Origin of the sequence: Peptoclostridium sp. AF21-18, assembly GCF_003478825.1 — a bacterium.
Lineage (GTDB): Bacteria > Bacillota > Clostridia > Peptostreptococcales > Peptostreptococcaceae > Peptacetobacter.
In genome coordinates this window covers 1-21,091 of sequence record NZ_QUGE01000010.1, presented here as the reverse complement: position 1 = coordinate 21,091, position 21,091 = coordinate 1, and the positions used below count along the sequence as shown (strand labels likewise).

Genomic DNA, 21,091 nt, shown 5'->3' with positions numbered 1-21,091 from the left:
ATTAATATGACTAAACTTGATGAATATAGAGTTGAAATAGATGAGATAGATAGAGAAATTGTGCAGCTTTTTGAAAAGAGAATGGAAACTGTTTTAAAGGTTGCTAGTTATAAGAAAGAGAACGGAATGGAAGTGTTACAGAGTAGTAGGGAGGAAGTTGTTCTTCAGAAAGCTGTAGATAATTTAAAAGATAAGAAATACGAGGATGATATAAAGGAAGTTTTTGAGCTTTTAATGAGATTGAGTAGAAATTCTCAGAAAAGAGAGCTTGGACTGTAGAGGTTTTTATGGATAAAATAGTAAAAATTAAGGATATAGAAAAAGTTAAAGGCTTGTTTGGAGATTGGGAGAATAATTTTGTGCTGTCTTGTCTGCAGGGAATTATGGGAGAAGTGCATTCTTTTGACTTAGATAATCCCAAATCTGCCGTTGCTGTACTTGGAGATTTTAGGATGTTTGCAGGAGAGCCTAATGAAAATCTTTTAAAATATGATTATAAAAAAGGTGAGATGGATATAATTATACCTCAAAATGATAAATGGGCAGAACTTGTTAGAAATACATTTGATGTAGATTTAGAAGGTGTGCCGGAGTTAAAAGAGATTAAGAGATATTCTACATTTGAGGATATGAGCCAGTTTGACGTGGATAAATTGAACGAGATAAAAAGTTCTGCAAAAGAAGGATTTGAGATTTTGGATATAGATGAAGAAATCTATAATAGATGCTTAGAAAATGAGTGGAGCAAGGACTTGGTTGGAATTTATAATAATTACGAAGACTATTCTAAAAAGGGTATAGGAGTTGTTCTTTTGGATAGAAGTAATAATGAAATCGTGTCTGGAGCATCTTCATACTGCACTTTTGAAGGTGGAATTGAAATCGAGATAGACACAAATGAGCAGCATAGAAGAAATGGATATGCGCTTATTTGTGGGGCAAGCATAATATTGAAGTGCTTGGAAAGAGGGATATATCCTAGTTGGGATGCCCACAATAAAGGATCTATAGAACTTGCTAAGAAACTTGGATATAAAATGAAGGGTGAGTATACAGCATTTGAGTTGTATAGAAAATAGTTGAAATTTACTAAAATTGAGGTTTGCGGGAGTTGGTATTTATGAGTATTAGTTTGTTTTTAGCGATTGTGTTCTACTTATACTTTGGAATACTGTTTTTCGCTATGAATGGGGTTGCATTTAGCGGATTTTTCTTTGTATTGGGGACAATTTGCTTAGTGTACCACTTTACTAGAAAGAAAATAAAGGAACATAGGTGGTTATATATGTTTATAAAAGTTTGTGCAGCTGTGGCGATTATAATATTCGTTGCTGTTGAGGGAATGATTATCGTATTTCCTAAGAAAAGTACGGAAAACTGTGACTATATCATCGTTTTGGGAGCTAGAGTGATGGGGAATGAGCCAGGGCTTACACTTAAAGGAAGGCTTGATAGAGCACTTGAATATGTAAAAAGCAACGACGATGATTGTAAAATAATTGTATCTGGTGGGAAGGGTGACGGAGAAAATATCTCTGAAGCCGAGGCTATGAAAAGATATCTTGTTGAAAGAGGAATTAAACCAGAGATGATTATCAAGGAAGATAAATCTGTAAACACTATGCAGAATTTTGAGTTTTCTAGAGATAAAATTGAAAACGACAGCAAGAAAAATGTAGCTGATGTAGATGTTAAGGTAGTGACTACAGATTTTCACGCTTTTAGAAGCGACAAGTATGCAAAAATGGATGGTTATAAAAATATAAGTTTTTATACAGAAAGAACTAAGTGGTATTTGATACCAGTATTTTATGTAAGAGAATTTTTTGCCATAATAAAAATGATGTTAGTTAGTATTTATACAATCTTTATATAATCTTAATGCTTAAAGAATACATTTTTATCCTAGCTTTATATTTTAACTGTTATATTTAAGATATAAGAAATATGAAAGGGTGTTGTATATGAAAATATTATCAGGTATATATGAATATAAAGCAAATAAAGATGTAAATGGAGATTTAAAATTTGGATATATAAGAAAAAGCTTAAAATCTGTTTCTATAATTATATCTATAACTGTTATGTTTTTTATGTTAGTAGCAAGAGTTTTTGATAAAAATGCATCTAATATAGATATATATGTATTTTTATTTTCACTTTTAGTTGCATTTTTAAATATACTGATAAGATACTTTAACTCTAAGTATGAAAAAGATATAACAAGAGAGATAAAATCAAAAGAAAAAACAAAAACAGTAACAAAAATTGTTGATTTAGAAAATGGATATGCTGAAAAAATAGATGTAAAAGATATAAAAAAAGGAAATATTTTTATATTAAATAGAGGAGATATAGTTCCTTGTGATGCAACAGTGATTGATGGAGTAGCTCTTTTAGATGAAAGCTGTATAACAGGTGAAAGTGCAGCTGTTTTGGTTGAAGAAGGTGGCGAAAGAGATTCAATAAAAGAAGGAACTAAACTAATATCGGATTCTTTAGTAGTTAAAGCAAAATCAAATTTTGGTGAAATTAAAAATAAAAGAACAATAAATAAAAGAGTTATAGATGATTTAGATAGAAGGTCAAGAGAAAATAAAAGGACTGTATTATCAATAATCGTAGCAATACTTATTATACTTGTATATTCACATTACAATAAAATAGATTTGTTTGAAAAAATATTTTATTTTTTAGGTATATACATAGCAATATTGCCAGATGATATATATAATATTTTTAAATTTTTAAAGCTATTTAAAGGTGAAATTTTAAAATATTATAATATAGATTTAAAAAATATAAATTCAATAAAAAAATTAGCTGATGTAAAAACAATTTTAATAGATAAAACAGGAACTCTTACATTTGGTAATAGAGAGGCAATAAAAATTTATCCTGCTAGAAACATATCTGAAGATGATGTTGCAGAAGCTGCAGCATTGAGTTCAGCATATGATGATACTCCAGAAGGAAAAAGTATATTAGTATATGTAAAAAAATTGTATTCTTTAAGAGGAAAATATATTGGTCAAAAGGATATTAAACCTATTTCATTTGCATTAGGTAGTAGAATTAGTGGATGTGATTTAGAAGGGTTTAAAATTAGAAAGGGTTCTGAAAAAGCAATAAAAAAATTTGTAGAAGATAATGGAGGAACTTATCCTATTGAATGTAAAGAAATAAGTAAAAAAATTTCTATGAAAGGGGGAACTCCTTTATCAATAGCTGTGAATGATAAAGTATTAGGGGTGATTTATCTAAAAGATATTGTAAAAGAAGGGTTAAAAAAATCTTTTAAAAAATTGGAAAATAGTGGATATGATATAGTATTAGCGACAGGAGATAATCCTTTAACAGCTGCAACCATAGCAGCAGAATGTGGAATTAATAAATTTATATCAGAGGCAACTCCTGATAATAAATTGGATTTTGTTGAAGATTGCCAAAGTGTTGGCGATAAGACTGCTGTTGTAGGAGATGGAGAAAATGATATATATGCTCTAGCAAATGCAGATGTTTCAATAGTTATGGGAAATTCAAATGAAGATGTAAAAAGTTTTGGAGATATTATAGATAATGACTCAGATCCTGCAAAAATACCTATGATAATAGGTATAAGTAGGGAAGTTATTAAATCCGAAAAAATAATAAAGGTTATAGATTATATAAAAATGATTATAAAATCTGTTGCTGTAATAATATTAATATTACCTATAATTATGAATAATAATTTATACTTAAAAATAGATGTTTCTGCTATGTATCTACTTTTATTTAATTTATTTACAAGTGTTTTAATGATGATAACAGTTGTGTTTCACAAAAAATAAAAGAGAATAAATTTTACAATTAAAGGGAGGTATAGTCTATGGAAAGACCAGATCCAGATAGTATACTCGAAAAAATTAAAGAAGAAGAAACTTCAAGAGGAAAATTGAAAATATTCTTTGGATATGCTGCGGGTGTTGGTAAAACTTATGCGATGTTAGAAGCGGCTCATTCCTTGCAAGATAATGGGATAGATGTGGTAGTTGGATACATAGAACCCCATACAAGACCAGATACAATGGCTTTATTAGATGGCTTAGAAAGAATTCCAGTAAAGCAAGTTGAATATAAGGGAATAAAATTGAATGAATTTGATATAGATGCTGCATTAAAAAGAAGACCACACACTATATTAGTAGATGAGTTTGCACATACAAATGCAAAAGGTTCTAGACATAATAAAAGATGGAAGGATATAGAGGAACTTTTATTGGCAGGAATAAATGTATACACAACTTTGAATGTTCAACATCTTGAAAGTCTAAATGATATTATGGAAATAATAACAAATATAAATATAAAGGAAACAGTACCAGATAAAGTAATAGGTGATTCTTATACTCAAATAGAACTTATTGATATTGAGCCAGAAGAATTATTAGAGAGATTTAAAGAAGGTAAAATTTACGAAAAAACTCAAGCAGAAAGAGCTAAAGAAAATTTCTTTGTAAAAGATAATTTAATTGCACTTAGAGAAATTGCACTTAGAAAAACTGCAGATCGTGTCAATAAAGAAGTTCAGATATCAAGAATGTCAAAAGCTGATTCAGGTGTAAAACCTACATCAGATATATTATTAGCGTGTATAAGTCCGTCAATATCTTCATCAAAAGTAATAAGAACGGCGTATAGAATAGCAGATTCTTCTTTAGCAAAATGGATTGCAATATATGTTAAGCCATCAGATATGTCTTCAATTAGTCAAGAGTCTAAAAAAAGGCTTGGCGAAAATATGGATCTTGCAAAAAAATTGGGTGCAGAAGTAGTAATATTACATGGTGAAAATCCAGAAGAGCAAATTATTAGATATTCTAAGGTAAGAAATGTAACTAAAATAATAATTGGTAGAGATCACTCTGATAAAGGCAAATTTAAAAGGAAATTTAAAAAGGATATTGCTGATAAATTATTAGATAATATAGATAATATAGATATTCTTATAATTCCGTTTAGAAACGAAATTCATTCGAATAAGGTAAATAAAAATAATAATAAATCCAAACTGAAGAGAGCTTTTTCTGTTTCTAGAGTAGATATTATAAAATTTATTCTTATAAGTATTTTTATTACTGTTATGGCTTATGTTTTACAGTCGATAGGATTTGCAAAAGATAATATTTTGTTAGTTTATATGCTAGGTGTTTCTATGGTGTCTCTTTGGACAAATGGTTATACACTAGGTATTTTAAGTGCATTTTTAAATATAACAATAGTAAATTATCTATTTACTATTCCAAAATATACTTTATCTATAGCAGATCCAAGCTATATTATAACTCTAGCTGTGTTCTGCGTAATAGGAATAATAACAAGTGCTTTAATGTCTAATATAAAATTCCAGGCTAATAATGCAAGTAAAAGAGAAGAACATACACAGATGATTTATCGGATAAGTAGGACATTTTTGAAGGTATCTAGAAAAGAAGATATAATAGAAAAGGCATTAGAAATTTTAAGTGTTAGTCTTGAAAGAGATGTTTCCCTAGTTATGAAAAATGAAGAAAAAATATACTATATTAAATATAAGGGAAAAAATAATGAAATAGAATTTGAACATAAGAGTATCAATGATGTAACAGAATATGACTTTGAAAATAATATAATGATTTCTCCAAACGAAATTGCTGTTGCAAAGTGGGTTGTTAATAATGGTATGAATGCAGGTCATTTTACAGATACACTTAGTGGTGCTGCAGGACTATATATTCCTATAAAAGGAATTAAAAAAATTCATGGTGCTGTAGGTGTTTCATCAGAAGTTAAAAATATAGATACAGATGATGAAATATTTATAGAAACTGTATTAGCACAGGTAAGTATTGCACTTGATAGGGAAGAATTAGCAGAATCAAGAGAAAAAGATAAACTAGAAATGGAAAGTGAAAGGCTTAGAAGTAACCTTTTAAGAGCTATTTCTCATGATTTAAGAACTCCACTTGCAGGGATATCCGGTGCTGTAAGTACAATTATAAAAAATAAAAATGAAATAAGTGAAGAGATTACAGACGAATTACTAAATGGTATATACGAAGATTCTCAATGGTTAATAAGATTAGTAGAAAATTTACTAAGTATGACAAAGATAGATGAAGGAAAATTGAAGGTTGGAAAAGAACCAGAGCTTGTAGAGGAGGTATTATCAGAATCCTTGTCCCATATAAAAAGAAGGTTGAACGATGCAGATGTGGAAATTGATATACCAGATGAATTGATATTTGTTCCAATGGATGTGAAATTAATAGAACAAGTATTTGTTAATTTAGTTGATAATTCATTGAAATATGCAACAAGTAGTTGTAAGATTAATATAAGAGTATATAGAGATGATGACAATGCTTGGTTTGAATTTTCAGATAATGGTCCAGGTATATCAGATGATTTAGCTAGTCATATATTTGATAGATTCTATACTGGAGAAAGAAAAAGTAAAGACTCTAGAAAAGGTGTAGGTTTAGGTCTTTCTATATGCAAATCTATAGTAAATGCACATGGTGGAGAAATAAAGGTTAGAAATAGTCAAGAATTAGGTGGTGCTGAATTTATTTTTAATCTTCCACTAGAAGAAGATGAAGAGTAAGGAAGGATAAAAAATGAGTAAAAAACTTATACTTGTTGTAGAAGATGATAGTACAATTAGAAAATTTATATGTACAGCTTTAACAACTCAAGATTATGAAGTAATAGAGAGTTCAACTGGAAAAGAAGCAGTCCAAAATGCTATAGCAAAATCTCCAGATGTTATGCTACTTGATTTAGGTCTTGAAGATATAGATGGTATTGATGTTATTAAAACGGTTAGGCAGATTTCGGACCTTCCAATAATTGTAGTATCCGCTAGAGAACAAGATCGAGAAAAAGTGGAAGCATTTGATACTGGAGCTGATGATTACATAACAAAGCCATTTTCAATAGTTGAACTTCTTGCAAGGGTTAGAGTTGCTCTTAGACATAAAGAAAATAAATCTGTAGATATTTCTATGCCCAAGGAAGAAAAGGAAGATACTTTTTCTGTGGGAGATTTGTTCATAGATTACGATAAGAGAAAGGTGACTGTATCAGGAGAAAACATACATTTAACACCAATAGAATACGATATATTATCCCTTTTAGCAAGAAATCATGGAAAGGTATTAACACATAATTATATTATAAAAAAAATATGGGGTGGAGTAATAGGTGGAGAAACCAAGTCATTAAGAGTATTTATGGCGACAATTAGAAGAAAAATAGAAAAACAACCTGCAAATCCCCAATATATAATGACAGAAGTTGGTGTGGGATATAGATTAAACGATGAAATATAATTAGAATAAGAAAGAGATTGATGTATTTACGATATTTTATTTTTGAATTTATTATTTAAAAATAATTATTGTATCTATATTAATCTCTTTTTTTATTGAATTTTATAGGAAAATATTTTCTTTTGTTAATTTTTTTTGTGTTAAGAAAGTATAAAGATAAAGTATAAATCTTGATACAATCTTAATCCTAAAGACACTATCTTTAATCCCGTTTTTATATATAAAAGCATAAAATTATATACATGATAAAGAAAAAGAAGATATTAAAAAATCTTCTAAAAAAGTAGGAGGTAATTGAAATGATGGATGTAATAATGATTATACGGCTTTTAGTTGGAATTATATCTGTTAAACTATTTGCTGATTGGTGTGAAAAACAAATACAGAAATAATAAAATTTATGAAAAGTAACAATTAGTATTTTTAGATGGAGGGAGAAAAATGATACTTTTAGTAGTTGTAATAGTAGCTTTATTAGCATATTTACTTTATGCTTTAATAAATCCAGAGAAATTTTAACAGAGGACATTATAGATTAATTATTAGATTCTAACTTAGATAGAAAATAAAATATAGTGATTAAGATATTAAAACAGGAGGAAAAAATGTTACAGAATATATTATTTTTAATAGTGTTTATGATATTAGTAGTTCCTATGGGTAAATACTTATATCAGGTTGCCAATTGTGAAAAAGCATTTGGCGATAGAATATTTAACAAAGTAGATAATACTATCTATAAAATATTTAAAATAGATAAGGAAGAAATGAACTGGAAACAGTATGTTTTAGCTCTTATCATAACAAATGCAGTTATGATATTTGCAGGATATTTAATTCTTAGAATACAAGGAATAGGACTTTTTAATCCTAGTGAAATTGGAGGAATGGAAGAAAGTCTTTCATTTAACACAATAATAAGTTTCATGACTAATACAAACTTACAGCATTATTCAGGTGAATCTGGATTATCATATTTAGCTCAAATGCTAGTAATAATTTATATGATGTTTACATCAGCAGCTACTGGCTATGCAGCTTGTATGGCATTTATAAGAGGTCTTGCAGGAAAGAAAAAAACTTTGGGTAACTTCTACGTTGATATGGTTAGAATAACAACAAGAGTTTTAGTTCCGCTTGCATTTATAGTAGGTGTTTTACTTATATCTCAAGGTGTGCCTCAAACACTTGGCGGAACAGAAACAGTAAGAACAATTGAAGGTAATTTACAAGATATAGCAAGAGGTCCAGTTGCAGCTCTTGAATCTATAAAACATGTTGGTACAAACGGTGGTGGATTCTTTGGAGCAAACTCTTCTCATCCATTTGAAAACCCAACAATTGTATCAAATATGATAGAAATGCTTTCAATGATGATACTTCCAGGAGCTTGTGTTATAGCTTTCGGATATATGATCGGAAATAAAAAACAGAGTAAAGCAGTATTTGGAGCTATGGGAATAATATTCTTAGTAGGTCTTTTAATATGCTGGACTTCTGAAAAAGCAGGTAACCCAGAATTAGCAGCAGCAGGATTAAGCCAAGCTATGGGTAATATGGAAGGTAAAGAGCTTAGATTTGGTATAGATCAATCGGCTTTATTTACAACAGTAACAACATCATTTACTACAGGTACAGTAAACAATATGCATGATACACTTACTCCACTTGGAGGACTTGTTCCAATGCTAAATATGATGTTAAATGTAGTATTCGGAGGAAAAGGTGTAGGGCTTATGAATATGTTAATGTATGCAATACTTACAGTATTCCTTTGTGGATTAATGGTTGGTAGAACACCAGAATTTTTATCAAAAAAACTAGAAGGTAGAGAAGTTAAGTTAGTTGCATTATCAATAATAGTTCATCCATTATTAATATTAGCATTTTCTGCATTAGCAGTTGCTATTCCGGCTGGACTTGAAGGTATAACAAATGGAGGATTCCACGGATTATCTCAGATTCTTTATGAATTCTCATCAGCATCAGCTAACAATGGTTCAGGCTTTGAAGGTTTAGCAGATAATACTTTATTCTGGAATATGACAACTGGAGTAGCAATGTTCTATGGAAGATATTTAGCAATAGTTATACAGTTAGCTGTTGTTGGATCACTAGCAAATAAAAAACCAGTAAATACTAGTGTAGGAACATTAAAAACAGATAACTTTACTTTCACAATACTTCTTGTTGCAATAGTTTTAATAATAGGAGCATTAACATTCTTGCCAGCTCTTGTATTAGGACCAATTGCAGAGCACCTAACTATTTGGGCGTAATAAAATAGACGAATATGTAAGGAGAGTATAAAGGAGATATAGATAAAAATGAAAAACAATGGAAATAAATTTTTAACTAATGATATTCTTAAAAGCTCTATAGTAGAAGCTTTTAAGAAGTTGAATCCAAAATATATGATGAAAAATCCAGTTATGTTTGTCGTTGAAGTAGGTACTGTAGTAGCATTTTTACTTACATTAATGCCAAACTTATTTGGAAATGATGGTTCAGGAAACATAAGAATATATAATGCGGCGGTTACAATTATATTATTTATAACTATATTATTTGCAAACTTTGCCGAATCAGTAGCAGAAGGTAGAGGTAAAGCTCAGGCAGATACATTAAAGAAAACAAGAAAAGATACAATGGCTAGACTTATTGATAAAGATGGAAACGAAAAAATGATAAGTTCAAGCGAATTAAAAAAAGGTGATGTGGTTTTAGTTAATGCAGGAGAAGTTATACCAAATGATGGAGAAGTTATAGAAGGTTTAGCTTCAGTTGATGAATCAGCAATAACAGGTGAATCTGCTCCAGTTGTTAGAGAATCAGGTGGAGATTTTGCATCAGTAACCGGTGGTACAACAGTTGTAAGTGACTGGTTAAAAATAAAAATAACTACAAATCCAGGGGAATCATTCTTAGATAAAATGATTTCTTTAGTTGAAGGTGCTTCAAGACAGAAAACTCCAAATGAAATAGCATTAAATACAGTATTAGTTAGTTTAACTTTAATATTTATGATAGTTTTAATAACTTTATACCCAATGGCTAATTACACAGGTGTTCAGATACCAGTATCAACAATGATTGCTCTTTTAGTTTGTTTAATACCTACTACAATAGGTGGACTACTTTCTGCTATAGGGATAGCAGGTATGGACAGAGTTACAAGATTTAATGTAATAGCAATGTCTGGTAAAGCAGTTGAATCTTGTGGTGACGTTGATACAATGATACTTGATAAAACAGGTACAATAACTTACGGAAATAGATTAGCAGCTGATTTTATCCCAGTGGCTAATATAGAAAAAGAAGAATTAATAAACTTTGCAACGTTAAGTTCACTAAAAGATGATACTCCTGAAGGAAAATCAACAGTAACTCTTGCAAAAGACATGAATTGCAATGTAGAAAAATTAGAAGAACTTGCAGAAGGTGCTGAATTTATAGAATTCTCAGCTCAGACAAGAATGAGTGGTCTTGACTTAACAAATGGTGTAAAAATAAGAAAAGGGGCTTTCGATAGTATAAAAGAATATGTTAGAAATTTAGGTGGAGAAATACCATCAGATCTTGATGAAAAAGTAAATGAAATAGCAAAACTTGGAGGTACTCCTCTAGTAGTTGTAGCAGATAATAAAATATACGGTTTAATATATTTAAAAGATACTGTTAAACCAGGGTTAGTAGAAAGATTTGAAAGACTAAGAGAAATTGGTATAAAAACTATAATGTGTACAGGTGATAACCCTCTTACAGCTGCTACAATAGCAAAAGAAGCAGGTGTAGATGGATTTATTGCTGAATGTAAACCAGAAGATAAAATAGAAGCAATTAAAAGAGAACAGTCTGAAGGTAAAATTGTTGCAATGACTGGTGATGGTACAAATGATGCTCCGGCACTTGCACAGGCAGATGTAGGACTTGCAATGAACAGTGGTACAACATCAGCAAAAGAAGCAGCAAATATGGTAGATTTAGATTCAGACCCAACAAAAATACTAGAAGTTGTTGAAATAGGTAAACAGCTTTTAATAACAAGAGGTGCATTAACAACATTCAGTATAGCTAATGACGTTGCAAAATATTTTGCAATAATACCAGCTATATTTACAGTTGCAATACCTCAGATGGAAATGTTAGATATAATGAATTTAGCAACTCCATTTAGTGCAGTTTTATCAGCACTAATATTTAATGCGATAATAATTCCTTGCTTAATACCTTTAGCAATGAAAGGTGTTAAATATAGACCTATGTCTGCACAGAAATTACTTCTTAGAAATGTAATAGTATTCGGTGGTGGTGGAGTAATCGTCCCATTCATAGGTATAAAATTAATAGACTTATTAATAGCACCACTTTTAATGATGATAGGTCTTTAAAAAAGAAATTTATGGAGGAAAAAAATGAAAGGGTTAAAAAATATATTAAAAAATGCAATTTCATTAAGTTTAGTTTTAATACTAGTTTGTGGGATAGCTTATCCAATGGCTTTAACAGCCACTGGACAAGTGTTATTCAAAGATAAAGCAGAAGGAAGTTTTATAGAAGTAGATGGTGAAAAAGTAGGATCAAAAAACATAGGGCAACAATTTACAGAACCGTATTTCTTTAAAGGAAGAGTGTCTTCTGTTAATTACAATACTTATACAGAAAAAGATAAAGAAGATGGAACATACGAAGGACCATCTTCAGGAAGTTTTAACTATGCTCCATCAAATCCTGAACTTAAAAAAAGAGTAGAAGTTAGTATTGATGAATTCTTAAAAAATAATCCAGAAGTAAATAGAGAAGATATACCAGCAGATTTAATGACAGCATCTGGTTCAGGATTAGATCCTAATATAAGTGTAAAATCAGCAGAAATTCAGGTTTCAGCTATATCAAAAGCAAGTGGAATATCAGAAGAAAAATTAAATAAAATGATAAAAGAAAATACAGACTCTAAATTTTTAGGAATATTTGGTGAAGAAAGAGTTAATGTATTAGAATTAAATATAGATGTTTATAAAAGTATGAATAAAAAATAAATAGAAAAAAACAATAATATATAATGATTGAAATGCTCCATTTTATAAATAACACAATAATATATAAAATGGAGTATTTTTTTGCTTATATATAAAAAAATAAAATTAATTTAATTTATACTTAATAAAATATAATAAATACGAAAAATAACAGAATAGCTAAATTTTCTAATAATTAAGAAAGTGATTACAAAAAATATATTTTATATATTAATTGAAAATAACATTTGAAACACATTTAGAAATATGATATTTTAAATTAGGTGCGATTATTTAAATGGAGGGAGTATAAAGTAATGATTGATGTAAGTAAATTTTTAGTTAATGAAGCAAATGAATGTTTATTATGTAAAAAACCAAGTTGTAGAACAAACTGTCCAGTTCATACAGACATACCTGGCATAATAAACCTATTTAAAGAAGGTAAAATGGAAGAAGCAGGGGAAATACTATTTGATAACAACCCAATGTCAGCAATATGCGCAATGGTTTGTCCTCACGAAGATCAGTGTTTCGGTCATTGTATAAAAGGAATCAAAAAAGACCCAGTAGAATTCTATAAAATAGAAGAATTCATATCAAGAGAATATTTAAAAACTGGTAAAATAACTATAAAAGAAGAACCTAAAAACCAGAGAGTTGCAGTAGTTGGTTCAGGTCCAGCAGGTTTAACTATAGCTACTGAATTAGTTAAAAAAGGATACAAAGTAACTGTATTCGAAAAAAATGGTAGAGTTGGTGGTATATTAAGATACGGTATACCTGATTTCAGATTACCAAGAGAAATAGTTAAAGACATGATAAGAATATTAGAAGAAGCTGGAGTTGTATTCAGAACAAATACTGCTATAGGTCAGGTTATAACTATAGATAAATTATTCTACGATGGATACGATGCTGTGTTCATAGGAACAGGTACTTGGAGTCCAAAGAGATTAGATATAAAAGGTGAAACATTAGGTAACTCACTATATGCAATAAACTACCTAAGATCACCAAAGAGATATAACTTAGGTAAAAAAGTTATAGTAATAGGTGCTGGAAACGTTGCAATGGACGCTGCTAGAAGTGCTAAACGTTACGGAGCAGATGAAGTAACAATAGCATACAGAAAAGACTTCTGCGATATGAAAGCTTGTAAAGCAGAAATAGAAGAAACTAAAGAAGATGGAGTAGTATTTGATACATATAAAGCTCCTATAGAAATAACTGAAGAAGGTGTAATATTCGCTGATACTCACAGAGTTAAAGGTGAAGACGGTAGAGAATCAGTTGTTATGATAGAAGGAAGCGAAAAATTATACGAATGTGATTCTGTGTTAATAGCTATAAGCCAGACTGCAAGAAATACAATCGTTAAAAATAACCCTGAGTTAGAAGTAAACAAATGGGGACTTCTAGTAACTGATGAATACGGTGAAACAACTAGAGAAGGTGTATTCTCAGGTGGTGACGTTACTTCAGGACCAAGTACAGTTATAGAAGCTGTTGTTAACTCTAAAAAAGCAGCTGAATCTATAGACAGATACTTAACTAGTAAAAGAAAATAAATTTGTAAAATAGAAGGACAAGAGTATAACTACTCTTTGCTCCAGGCTTCAGCGCCCCACACTGTTAGAGTAACACATTTAGCAGTTGTGGGGCGCTTGCAGTATTGTCGCTTTAGAGTAGTTATAACTCTTGTCCTTAGTTTATAAATTTGTTTTCATATGAGAGAAGGTAAAAAGTGCTGCTGTTGAATGTTTTGTAAAGAATGTTCGACAGTAGCTTTTTTGTTGGAAAAATTTGTGAGTGTAATAGACTTGTATATTTTTAAAAATTATTATAAATTTTAATATTTTTATTCAATTTTAATTTGTAAAATGTTATAATATTTTATACATATTATATAAAATAAAAATATAAAATGTAAAATTGCTAGGAGTTGACAGATATGTTGAAGGTTTGCGAAAATCTGTACAGACAGACAGACAGACAGACAGACAGACAGACAGACAGACAGACAGACAGACAGACAGACAGACAGACAGACAAGTAAGTCTGTAGTTTTGTTATGCAATTTTTTAATAGATGTATATAAAGGATACAGTTTTTGTTAGATACAATTACTGTGTCCTTTTTTTGTTGATTTTTAGCGTTTTATGTTTTAAGAGAGGGTGTTAGTATGAATAAGAATAGGAATAAGGTTGCGGCTATGATGATGGTTGCAGCGATTACAGTTAGTTCAGTTGCTATGCCAGTTGAGGCTGCTGTGAATAGTGTAAAAAATAGTAATATAAGAAAAGAGGAGAAAATAAATTCAGGAATAGACAATGTGGTATTGGATTCTCCTTATTTTGAAGATGATAACTTTATAAATAAAATAACAGAAATAACAGGTATACAACCAGGAAATCCAATAGGTAACAATCTATCAGCTATAACAGAATTAGATATTAAAAATTCAAATATTACGAATTTAAAAGGAATAGAATATTTTACTTCTTTAAAAAAACTAAATTGTTATAATAATAATATAAGTGAATTAGATTTAAGTAATAGTAATAAAAATTTAGAAGAAATAGATTGCGGAGATAATTTACTATCAGAGTTTAAATTACCTAGTAGTATACAAGTTATACGTTGCAAAAAAAACTCATTTAAAGAATTGAATTTATCACAGTATAGTCAGTTAAAGACTTTAGAATGTGGAGAAAATGAAAAGTTAGAGTCTATAAATATATCACAAAATACAGGTTTAATAACTTTAGATGCTTCTAAAACTAAAATATATATTAATGGTGGTATAGATTTAAAACAAAATAAAGTATTACAAAATTTAACTTTAACAGATAATAAACTAGATAATATAGATGTATCATCTAATACAGCATTACAAAACTTAAATTTAGAAAATAATAAATTAACAGATATAAAATTAGAACAATGTACTGGATTATTAGAATTAGATTTGAGAGGAAATGAATTAACAGATATAGATTTAAGTGGAAATAAACTTTTACAGGGATTAAAGATAGGAGGGAATAAATTAAAAAGTTTGGATTTGACACAAAATATAGCTTTAGCTAATATTATTTCGAGTGGAACAGAAGGGAAAATATTGGTAAGTAATAATATTCAACCAAGCTATTATTTTGTTACTGAACAACCTTTTGATTTGAAAAATAATGATTACATAGATTTAAATAAAGAATATGGTATCACACAAGAAGAAATAAAAAATAATAAAGTTGAATTAGATTCAGATGAAGTAAAGTTAAATGGTGTATATTTTGATGGAACAAAAATAAAATGGAAAGGTAAAACTCCAGATCTTATATCTTATGAATATAAGTGTGGAGGAAAAAGAGATGAAGTAAAATTAAGTGTATTCTTGCATTTAGAAAATAATAATACTGAGCAAGGAGGAGGTTCTGGTGGAGGAACAACAACTCCTGATCAAAAACCAGACCAGAAACCTGATGAAAAACCTAACAAACCAGGCAACATAACATCTAAAATAGTAGGAAAGAACAGATATGAAACAGCTGCTAAGATAGCAGATGAGCTAGTTAAGAACAACGTTTCATACAACTCAGTAATACTAGTAAATTCAGATAAATCAATGGCTGATGGACTTTCAGCAGCATCATTATCTGGAAAGAAAAATGCTCCAATACTACTAGTTAAAAAAGACAGCATCCCTGCTGAAGCTATGGCTAAAATAGAAAAAGCTAAGAATGTCTACATAATAGGTGGAGAAGGTGCAATTTCTAAAAAGGTAGAAAATCAGTTAAAAGGCAAAAATATAACTAGAATATCTGGAAAAGATAGATACGAAACATCAGCAAAAATAGCTAATATGCTTGGTGGATACAAGATGGCATTTATAGTTAATGGTGCGAAAGGTGAAGCAGATGCAATGTCTGTATCATCAGTCGCAGCAAAATATGGTGCTCCAATATTATTAACTAATGGAAAAACTTCTACACATCCTATAAAAGCGGGAGTTAGCTACTTTGTAATTGGTGGTAGAAGTGTTGTATCTAATCAATTAGCGGATAAATACAATGCAGATAGAATTGCGGGCGTTGATAGATACTCAACAAATAGAAAAGTAATAGATGAATTCTATTATGATTCTAAGAAAGTATACTTTGCAAAAGGAGATACTTTAGTAGATGCACTAACAGCGTCATTACTAGCAAAAGATAATGGTATGGTATTAGTATCTAAAAATGCAAACCATAAAAAGTTAGAAGGAAAAGAAGCTGTTCAGGTTGGAGGAATGGACTTCGAAATAAGCTTTGAATAAAAAATAAACAAAAATGCTACTGTGATTAATTTCATGGTAGCATTTTTTTGTTGAAACAATTTTAAAAACTTTTCCAGCATTTGTATAATTGTTGTCACAAGATGCTTTTTAATCAGCCGTATATTTTGTGTAATCACAAATTAATTTGCATCGACAATTCTGCAAGCGCCTCGCAACTGCTAAATGTGTTACATAAAAGTGCGAGGCGCTGAAGCCTGGAGAGCAAATAATTGTGATTGCGCAAAATAGGCTGTTAAAAAGAAATTGTGATAACTTTTATTGACATATGTCATAAACGGAGTATAATTATAGTTGTAAGTGACATATGTCGATAACTTAGGAGGTGTTTTATGCCGAGACCAATTAAATGGAGAAATGTCTGTGGTCTTCCAGAAAATGAGAGATTTGGACCGATAGACGCTCCTGAATCAGAAAGAAAATTTATAACTATGACTGTGGACGAGTACGAAACAATAAGATTAATAGATCTTGAAGGTTTCAACCAGACACAGTGTGCAGAGCAGATGAATATCGCAAGAACTACAGTGCAGGGAATTTACACAAGTGCTAGAAAAAAACTTGCGGAATCTCTTGTAAATGGTAGTGTTATCGTTATAAAAGGTGGGGAATACGTACTTACAGAAGGCTCAGGAATGGGCTGTATGCGAGGATGTAAGAAATGTAGAAAAAGAAAGATTATGGAAAAAGAACATCAAGAAAAAGAAATTTTAAAATTAGAAAAAAATTCAAATGAAGAAAAATAGTTTGAAGTATAAGAAGTATAAATTTAAAAGAAATTAAAATAATAAAGGACGTGTAAAATTATGAGAATAGCCATACCAGTAGACGAAAAAAATATAGATTCAGAGGTTTGTATATCATTTGGACGTACACCATACTTCCTAATATATGACACAGAAAATGGAAATGAAGAAATTTTAGACAATAGTGCAATAGCAGAGTCAGCAGGTGCAGGAATTAAGGCATCTCAGACAATAGTAGACGCTGAGGTGGAAGTTTTATTAACACCAAGATGCGGTGAAAATGCAGCCGAAGTTCTTGAAGCTGGAGAAGTTAAAATGTACAGAACATTCAAGGGAACTGCAAGAGAAAATATAGAAGCTTTTAAAGAAGGAAAATTAGAGGAATTAACTGAAATCCACGCTGGATTCCACGGACATGGTGCAAACTAGTATGAATATAGCAGTACTTAGTGGAAAGGGTGGAACAGGAAAAACCCTTCTTTCAGTAAATATGGCTGTAGCATCAGAATCAGCTACTTATATAGATTGCGATGTTGAAGAGCCAAATGGATATTTGTTCTTTAAGCCAGAAGAAATTGTAGAAGAAAATGTATCTGTAAAAATTCCTGAGGTCGATAAAGAACTTTGTAGTGGTTGTAGAAAATGCGTGGATTTCTGCAAATTTAATGCACTTGCATTTATAAAAAAGGCACCGATTGTGTTTGGAGATATTTGCCATTCATGTGGTGGTTGCTCACTACTATGTCCAGAAAATGCAATTACTGAAAAAGATAAAGTAATAGGAAAAATAGAAAAAGGAAAATTTCAGGGAATTGATGTATACACGGGAATTTTGAATACTGGCGAGGTGTCGGGAGTTCCTATAATAGAGAAATTGCTTGAGGAAAATAGAAAATCTTCTAGTAATGGAGAGGTTTCTAATAATATAGAAGGAAACGAAAAACTTTCTATTATAGATTGCCCTCCAGGAAGTGCATGCATAGTAATGGAAAGTATAAAAGATGCTGATTTTTGTGTGTTAGTTGCTGAACCGACAGCATTTGGAGCACATAATTTAGAAATGGTGTATGAGCTAGTTAGTTTATTTGGTAAACCATTTGGGGTAGTGCTAAATAAATGCTTAGATGGAGAAAATCCATCAGAAGAATTCTGCAAAGAAAAAGGAATTAAAATTCTTGGAAGAGTTCCTTTTGAAAAAGAACTTGGAGAAGTAAATTCAAATGCAAAAATAGCAGCTAGAGAAAGTGAAAGATACAATAAATTGTTTAAAAATATACTTGAAACAGTGAAAGGAGAGGTGCAACATGAAAGAGCTTCTTATACTGAGCGGTAAGGGTGGAACTGGAAAGACTACTGTAGCTAGCTCATTTATAAAGCTTTCAAATACAAAAGCTTATGCTGATTGTGATGTAGATGCTCCAAACCTTCACCTTGTAGCAGGTAAAAAAACTGAGCCTAATAAGGAAGCGTACTATGGACTTCCAAAGGCAGTAATAGATCAAGATAAATGCATCCAATGTGGAAAATGTATGGAAAACTGTAGATTTGATTCTATAATGGAAAAAAATGGAGAGTTTTCTGTAAAGAAATTTGGCTGTGAGGGATGTGGTGTGTGTGAATATGTATGTCTTTCAAGTGCAATAACAATGCAGAAATCAGCTGCAGGAGATACTATGATTTACAAAGATGAAGATAGAGTATTTTCAACAGCTAAGTTGTATATGGGAAGTGGCACATCTGGAAAACTTGTCACGGAAGTTAAGAAAAATATGAGAGATAATGCAACTGACGATGTAGAAATCGCTGTTATCGACGGATCTCCAGGAATTGGCTGTCCTGTAATAGCTTCTTTAAACGGTGTGGATGCACTTCTTATCGTTGCAGAGCCTTCTATTTCTGGGATGAGCGATATGGAGAGAATTATAACAACTGCAGCAAGATTTAGAGTAAAAACTGCTGTATGTGTAAATAAATTCGATACTAATATAGAAAATACAAATAAAATAGAAGAATTCTGTAAAGAAAATAATATTTCTTTAGTAGGGAAAATTCCTTATGATACAGAGGCAGTTAAGGCGATAAACAGTGGAAAAACTATAGTTGAAGTGGATTGCCCTTCTGGAAATGCTGTTAGAGAGGTATATAAAAAGGTTGTTGATATGCTTTCTGAAAAAACGGAGAAAGTTTCTAAAGGAAAGGATTACGAAAACGTAATAACATTATAAAGTATTAATTGTAGTATATTATGAAATATTAATAATATAAAATATTTTGGGAAAAGAGATGTTAAACTATGATAATAAAAACACTTTGCGAGAACACATCTGTAAATGAAGATATAAAAGCTGAGCATGGGCTTAGTTTTTATCTTGAGCTAAATAATGGAAGAAAGCTTATGATAGACACAGGTCAGACAGACTTATTCTATGAAAACGCTGAAAAAATGGAAGTAGATGTATCTGATGTGGAATGTCTTGTGATTTCACATGGGCATTACGACCACGTTGGAGGATTGAACAAATTCCTTGAAGTGAATAAAAAAGCAAAGGTTTATGTGCACGAGCTTGGATTTGACGATTATTTTTCTAAGAGTAGCGGAGAAATAAAGTATATTGGAATGGATAAAAACCTTGAAGAAAATCCTCAAATTGTAAAAACTAAAGGTATATTTGAAGTTGATGAAGATATTAAATTATTCTCAGATGTAGCACACGAAACTCCATTACCTGCTTCAAATTCAGGTCTTTTTATGAAAGAAAATGGAGAAATAGTTCAGGATAAGTTTTTACATGAGCAAAATACAATTATAAAAGAGGATGGGAAGTACGTCCTATTTACAGGATGTTCACACAATGGAATAGTTAATATACTAAAACAATTCTACAAAAATGAAGGAAGATACCCAGATTTTGTGATAGGAGGATTCCATTTTTCTTGGAAAAATGCAGACGCAGATGCTGATTTTAGCTATGTAGATGAAGTAGGAAAATTCCTTCTAGAAACAGGAGCGAAATTCTACACAGGTCATTGCACAGGAATTCCAGCATATGAAAGACTTAAAGAAATTATGGGAGATAAGATTGATTATTTAGCCTCAGGATCTGTTGAGACCTTATAAATAAATAATTTAAATTCAGTCGCAATTTTACGACGTTATTATATGGAGGTATTTGAAATGTTAAAAATAGCAGTAGCAAGTGAAGAAAAAATGGTAGCAGGACACTTTGGTCATTGTTCAAACTTCAATATATTTGATGTTGAAGATGGTAAAATAGTGAAAGAAGAATCAATAGCAAATCCAGGACATAAACCAGGATTTTTACCTAATTTCTTAAATGATATGGGTGTTAAAGTTGTTATATCTGGTGGTATGGGCGGTGGCGCCATAGAAATATTCAACGAAAAGAATATAGAAGTTATAACTGGTGCAACTGGTGAAGCTAAAGCTGCAGTAGAAGCTTATGTAGCTGGAAACTTAAAATCAACTGGAAGCGTATGTAACAAACATGAACATCATGGAGAATGCGGAGGACATTAATCTTTTGTTGAAATACAGAGGGGTTGTTGCGATATTTAGCAGCAACCTCTTTTTTAGTATGACGGGCATGCTATTAATCTGTGGTGAAAGTCCATAAAAGG

General features: G+C 30.6%; 18 protein-coding genes. All 18 read left to right on the top strand.

Going from position 1 to position 21,091, the window contains the following annotated elements:
• The first annotated feature begins 6 nt into the window (after nt 1-6).
• Entirely contained in the window at nt 7-279 is a 273-nt protein-coding gene (locus tag DWX74_RS06055) for a chorismate mutase (RefSeq protein WP_118549170.1), read from the top strand.
• A gap of 8 nt (nt 280-287) precedes the next feature.
• On the top strand, nt 288-1,079 hold the full coding sequence (locus DWX74_RS06050) for a GNAT family N-acetyltransferase (RefSeq protein WP_118549169.1): 792 nt from the start codon (nt 288-290) through the stop codon (nt 1,077-1,079).
• Nucleotides 1,080-1,120: 41 nt separating this feature from the next.
• Nucleotides 1,121-1,876, top strand: a complete 756-nt coding sequence (locus DWX74_RS06045; RefSeq protein ID WP_118549168.1) for a YdcF family protein — start codon at nt 1,121-1,123, stop codon at nt 1,874-1,876.
• A gap of 88 nt (nt 1,877-1,964) precedes the next feature.
• On the top strand, nt 1,965-3,833 hold the full coding sequence (locus tag DWX74_RS06040) for an HAD-IC family P-type ATPase (RefSeq protein ID WP_118549167.1): 1,869 nt from the start codon (nt 1,965-1,967) through the stop codon (nt 3,831-3,833).
• A 38-nt stretch (nt 3,834-3,871) separates the two neighbouring features.
• On the top strand, nt 3,872-6,628 hold the full coding sequence (locus tag DWX74_RS06035) for a sensor histidine kinase (RefSeq protein WP_118549166.1): 2,757 nt from the start codon (nt 3,872-3,874) through the stop codon (nt 6,626-6,628).
• Nucleotides 6,629-6,641: 13 nt separating this feature from the next.
• Nucleotides 6,642-7,355 carry a response regulator gene (locus tag DWX74_RS06030; RefSeq protein WP_118549165.1) on the top strand — a complete coding sequence of 238 codons (714 nt, stop codon included), beginning with the start codon at nt 6,642-6,644 and terminating at the stop codon, nt 7,353-7,355.
• A gap of 441 nt (nt 7,356-7,796) precedes the next feature.
• Complete coding sequence (gene kdpF / locus DWX74_RS11425; RefSeq protein ID WP_071585597.1) at nt 7,797-7,874, top strand: K(+)-transporting ATPase subunit F; 78 nt, start codon at nt 7,797-7,799, stop codon at nt 7,872-7,874.
• 86 nt (nt 7,875-7,960) lie between these two features.
• Nucleotides 7,961-9,634 carry a potassium-transporting ATPase subunit KdpA gene (gene kdpA, locus DWX74_RS06020; protein ID WP_118549164.1) on the top strand — a complete coding sequence of 558 codons (1,674 nt, stop codon included), beginning with the start codon at nt 7,961-7,963 and terminating at the stop codon, nt 9,632-9,634.
• Between the two features lie 48 nt (nt 9,635-9,682).
• The gene (gene kdpB, locus DWX74_RS06015; protein ID WP_118549163.1) at nt 9,683-11,746 is read left to right on the top strand and encodes a potassium-transporting ATPase subunit KdpB; all 2,064 of its coding nucleotides are present in this window, start codon (nt 9,683-9,685) and stop codon (nt 11,744-11,746) included.
• A gap of 24 nt (nt 11,747-11,770) precedes the next feature.
• Nucleotides 11,771-12,394, top strand: coding sequence for a potassium-transporting ATPase subunit KdpC (gene kdpC / locus DWX74_RS06010; RefSeq protein ID WP_118549162.1), 624 nt, complete (start codon nt 11,771-11,773; stop codon nt 12,392-12,394).
• 296 nt (nt 12,395-12,690) lie between these two features.
• Entirely contained in the window at nt 12,691-13,944 is a 1,254-nt protein-coding gene (locus DWX74_RS06005; RefSeq protein ID WP_118549161.1) for an NAD(P)-dependent oxidoreductase, read from the top strand.
• A gap of 614 nt (nt 13,945-14,558) precedes the next feature.
• Nucleotides 14,559-16,688 carry a cell wall-binding repeat-containing protein gene (locus DWX74_RS06000; RefSeq protein WP_118549160.1) on the top strand — a complete coding sequence of 710 codons (2,130 nt, stop codon included), beginning with the start codon at nt 14,559-14,561 and terminating at the stop codon, nt 16,686-16,688.
• 350 nt (nt 16,689-17,038) lie between these two features.
• Complete coding sequence (locus tag DWX74_RS05995) at nt 17,039-17,452, top strand: DUF134 domain-containing protein (RefSeq protein WP_118549159.1); 414 nt, start codon at nt 17,039-17,041, stop codon at nt 17,450-17,452.
• A 60-nt stretch (nt 17,453-17,512) separates the two neighbouring features.
• The gene (locus tag DWX74_RS05990; protein ID WP_006440420.1) at nt 17,513-17,881 is read left to right on the top strand and encodes a NifB/NifX family molybdenum-iron cluster-binding protein; all 369 of its coding nucleotides are present in this window, start codon (nt 17,513-17,515) and stop codon (nt 17,879-17,881) included.
• 1 nt (nt 17,882) lies between these two features.
• Nucleotides 17,883-18,785 (top strand): ATP-binding protein, encoded by a 903-nt coding sequence (locus DWX74_RS05985; RefSeq protein ID WP_118549158.1) that lies wholly within the window; start codon nt 17,883-17,885, stop codon nt 18,783-18,785.
• Nucleotides 18,757-19,677, top strand: a complete 921-nt coding sequence (locus tag DWX74_RS05980; protein WP_118549157.1) for an ATP-binding protein — start codon at nt 18,757-18,759, stop codon at nt 19,675-19,677. The genes DWX74_RS05985 and DWX74_RS05980 overlap by 29 nt, the downstream gene beginning before the upstream one ends.
• Before the next feature lie 68 nt (nt 19,678-19,745).
• Nucleotides 19,746-20,570 (top strand): MBL fold metallo-hydrolase, encoded by an 825-nt coding sequence (locus DWX74_RS05975; protein WP_118549156.1) that lies wholly within the window; start codon nt 19,746-19,748, stop codon nt 20,568-20,570.
• Between the two features lie 57 nt (nt 20,571-20,627).
• Entirely contained in the window at nt 20,628-20,990 is a 363-nt protein-coding gene (locus tag DWX74_RS05970; protein WP_118549155.1) for a NifB/NifX family molybdenum-iron cluster-binding protein, read from the top strand.
• The last annotated feature ends 101 nt before the right edge of the window (nt 20,991-21,091 follow it).

What these genes read in the sequence shown, in the direction of transcription:
- DWX74_RS06055 (WP_118549170.1), top strand. Translation starts at nt 7, where the DNA reads ATGACTAAACTTGATGAATATAGAGTTGAAATAGATGAGATAGATAGA.
- DWX74_RS06050 (WP_118549169.1), top strand. Translation starts at nt 288, where the DNA reads ATGGATAAAATAGTAAAAATTAAGGATATAGAAAAAGTTAAAGGCTTG.
- DWX74_RS06045 (WP_118549168.1), top strand. Translation starts at nt 1,121, where the DNA reads ATGAGTATTAGTTTGTTTTTAGCGATTGTGTTCTACTTATACTTTGGA.
- DWX74_RS06040 (WP_118549167.1), top strand. Translation starts at nt 1,965, where the DNA reads ATGAAAATATTATCAGGTATATATGAATATAAAGCAAATAAAGATGTA.
- DWX74_RS06035 (WP_118549166.1), top strand. Translation starts at nt 3,872, where the DNA reads ATGGAAAGACCAGATCCAGATAGTATACTCGAAAAAATTAAAGAAGAA.
- DWX74_RS06030 (WP_118549165.1), top strand. Translation starts at nt 6,642, where the DNA reads ATGAGTAAAAAACTTATACTTGTTGTAGAAGATGATAGTACAATTAGA.
- kdpF (WP_071585597.1), top strand. Translation starts at nt 7,797, where the DNA reads ATGATACTTTTAGTAGTTGTAATAGTAGCTTTATTAGCATATTTACTT.
- kdpA (WP_118549164.1), top strand. Translation starts at nt 7,961, where the DNA reads ATGTTACAGAATATATTATTTTTAATAGTGTTTATGATATTAGTAGTT.
- kdpB (WP_118549163.1), top strand. Translation starts at nt 9,683, where the DNA reads ATGAAAAACAATGGAAATAAATTTTTAACTAATGATATTCTTAAAAGC.
- kdpC (WP_118549162.1), top strand. Translation starts at nt 11,771, where the DNA reads ATGAAAGGGTTAAAAAATATATTAAAAAATGCAATTTCATTAAGTTTA.
- DWX74_RS06005 (WP_118549161.1), top strand. Translation starts at nt 12,691, where the DNA reads ATGATTGATGTAAGTAAATTTTTAGTTAATGAAGCAAATGAATGTTTA.
- DWX74_RS06000 (WP_118549160.1), top strand. Translation starts at nt 14,559, where the DNA reads ATGAATAAGAATAGGAATAAGGTTGCGGCTATGATGATGGTTGCAGCG.
- DWX74_RS05995 (WP_118549159.1), top strand. Translation starts at nt 17,039, where the DNA reads ATGCCGAGACCAATTAAATGGAGAAATGTCTGTGGTCTTCCAGAAAAT.
- DWX74_RS05990 (WP_006440420.1), top strand. Translation starts at nt 17,513, where the DNA reads ATGAGAATAGCCATACCAGTAGACGAAAAAAATATAGATTCAGAGGTT.
- DWX74_RS05985 (WP_118549158.1), top strand. Translation starts at nt 17,883, where the DNA reads ATGAATATAGCAGTACTTAGTGGAAAGGGTGGAACAGGAAAAACCCTT.
- DWX74_RS05980 (WP_118549157.1), top strand. Translation starts at nt 18,757, where the DNA reads ATGAAAGAGCTTCTTATACTGAGCGGTAAGGGTGGAACTGGAAAGACT.
- DWX74_RS05975 (WP_118549156.1), top strand. Translation starts at nt 19,746, where the DNA reads ATGATAATAAAAACACTTTGCGAGAACACATCTGTAAATGAAGATATA.
- DWX74_RS05970 (WP_118549155.1), top strand. Translation starts at nt 20,628, where the DNA reads ATGTTAAAAATAGCAGTAGCAAGTGAAGAAAAAATGGTAGCAGGACAC.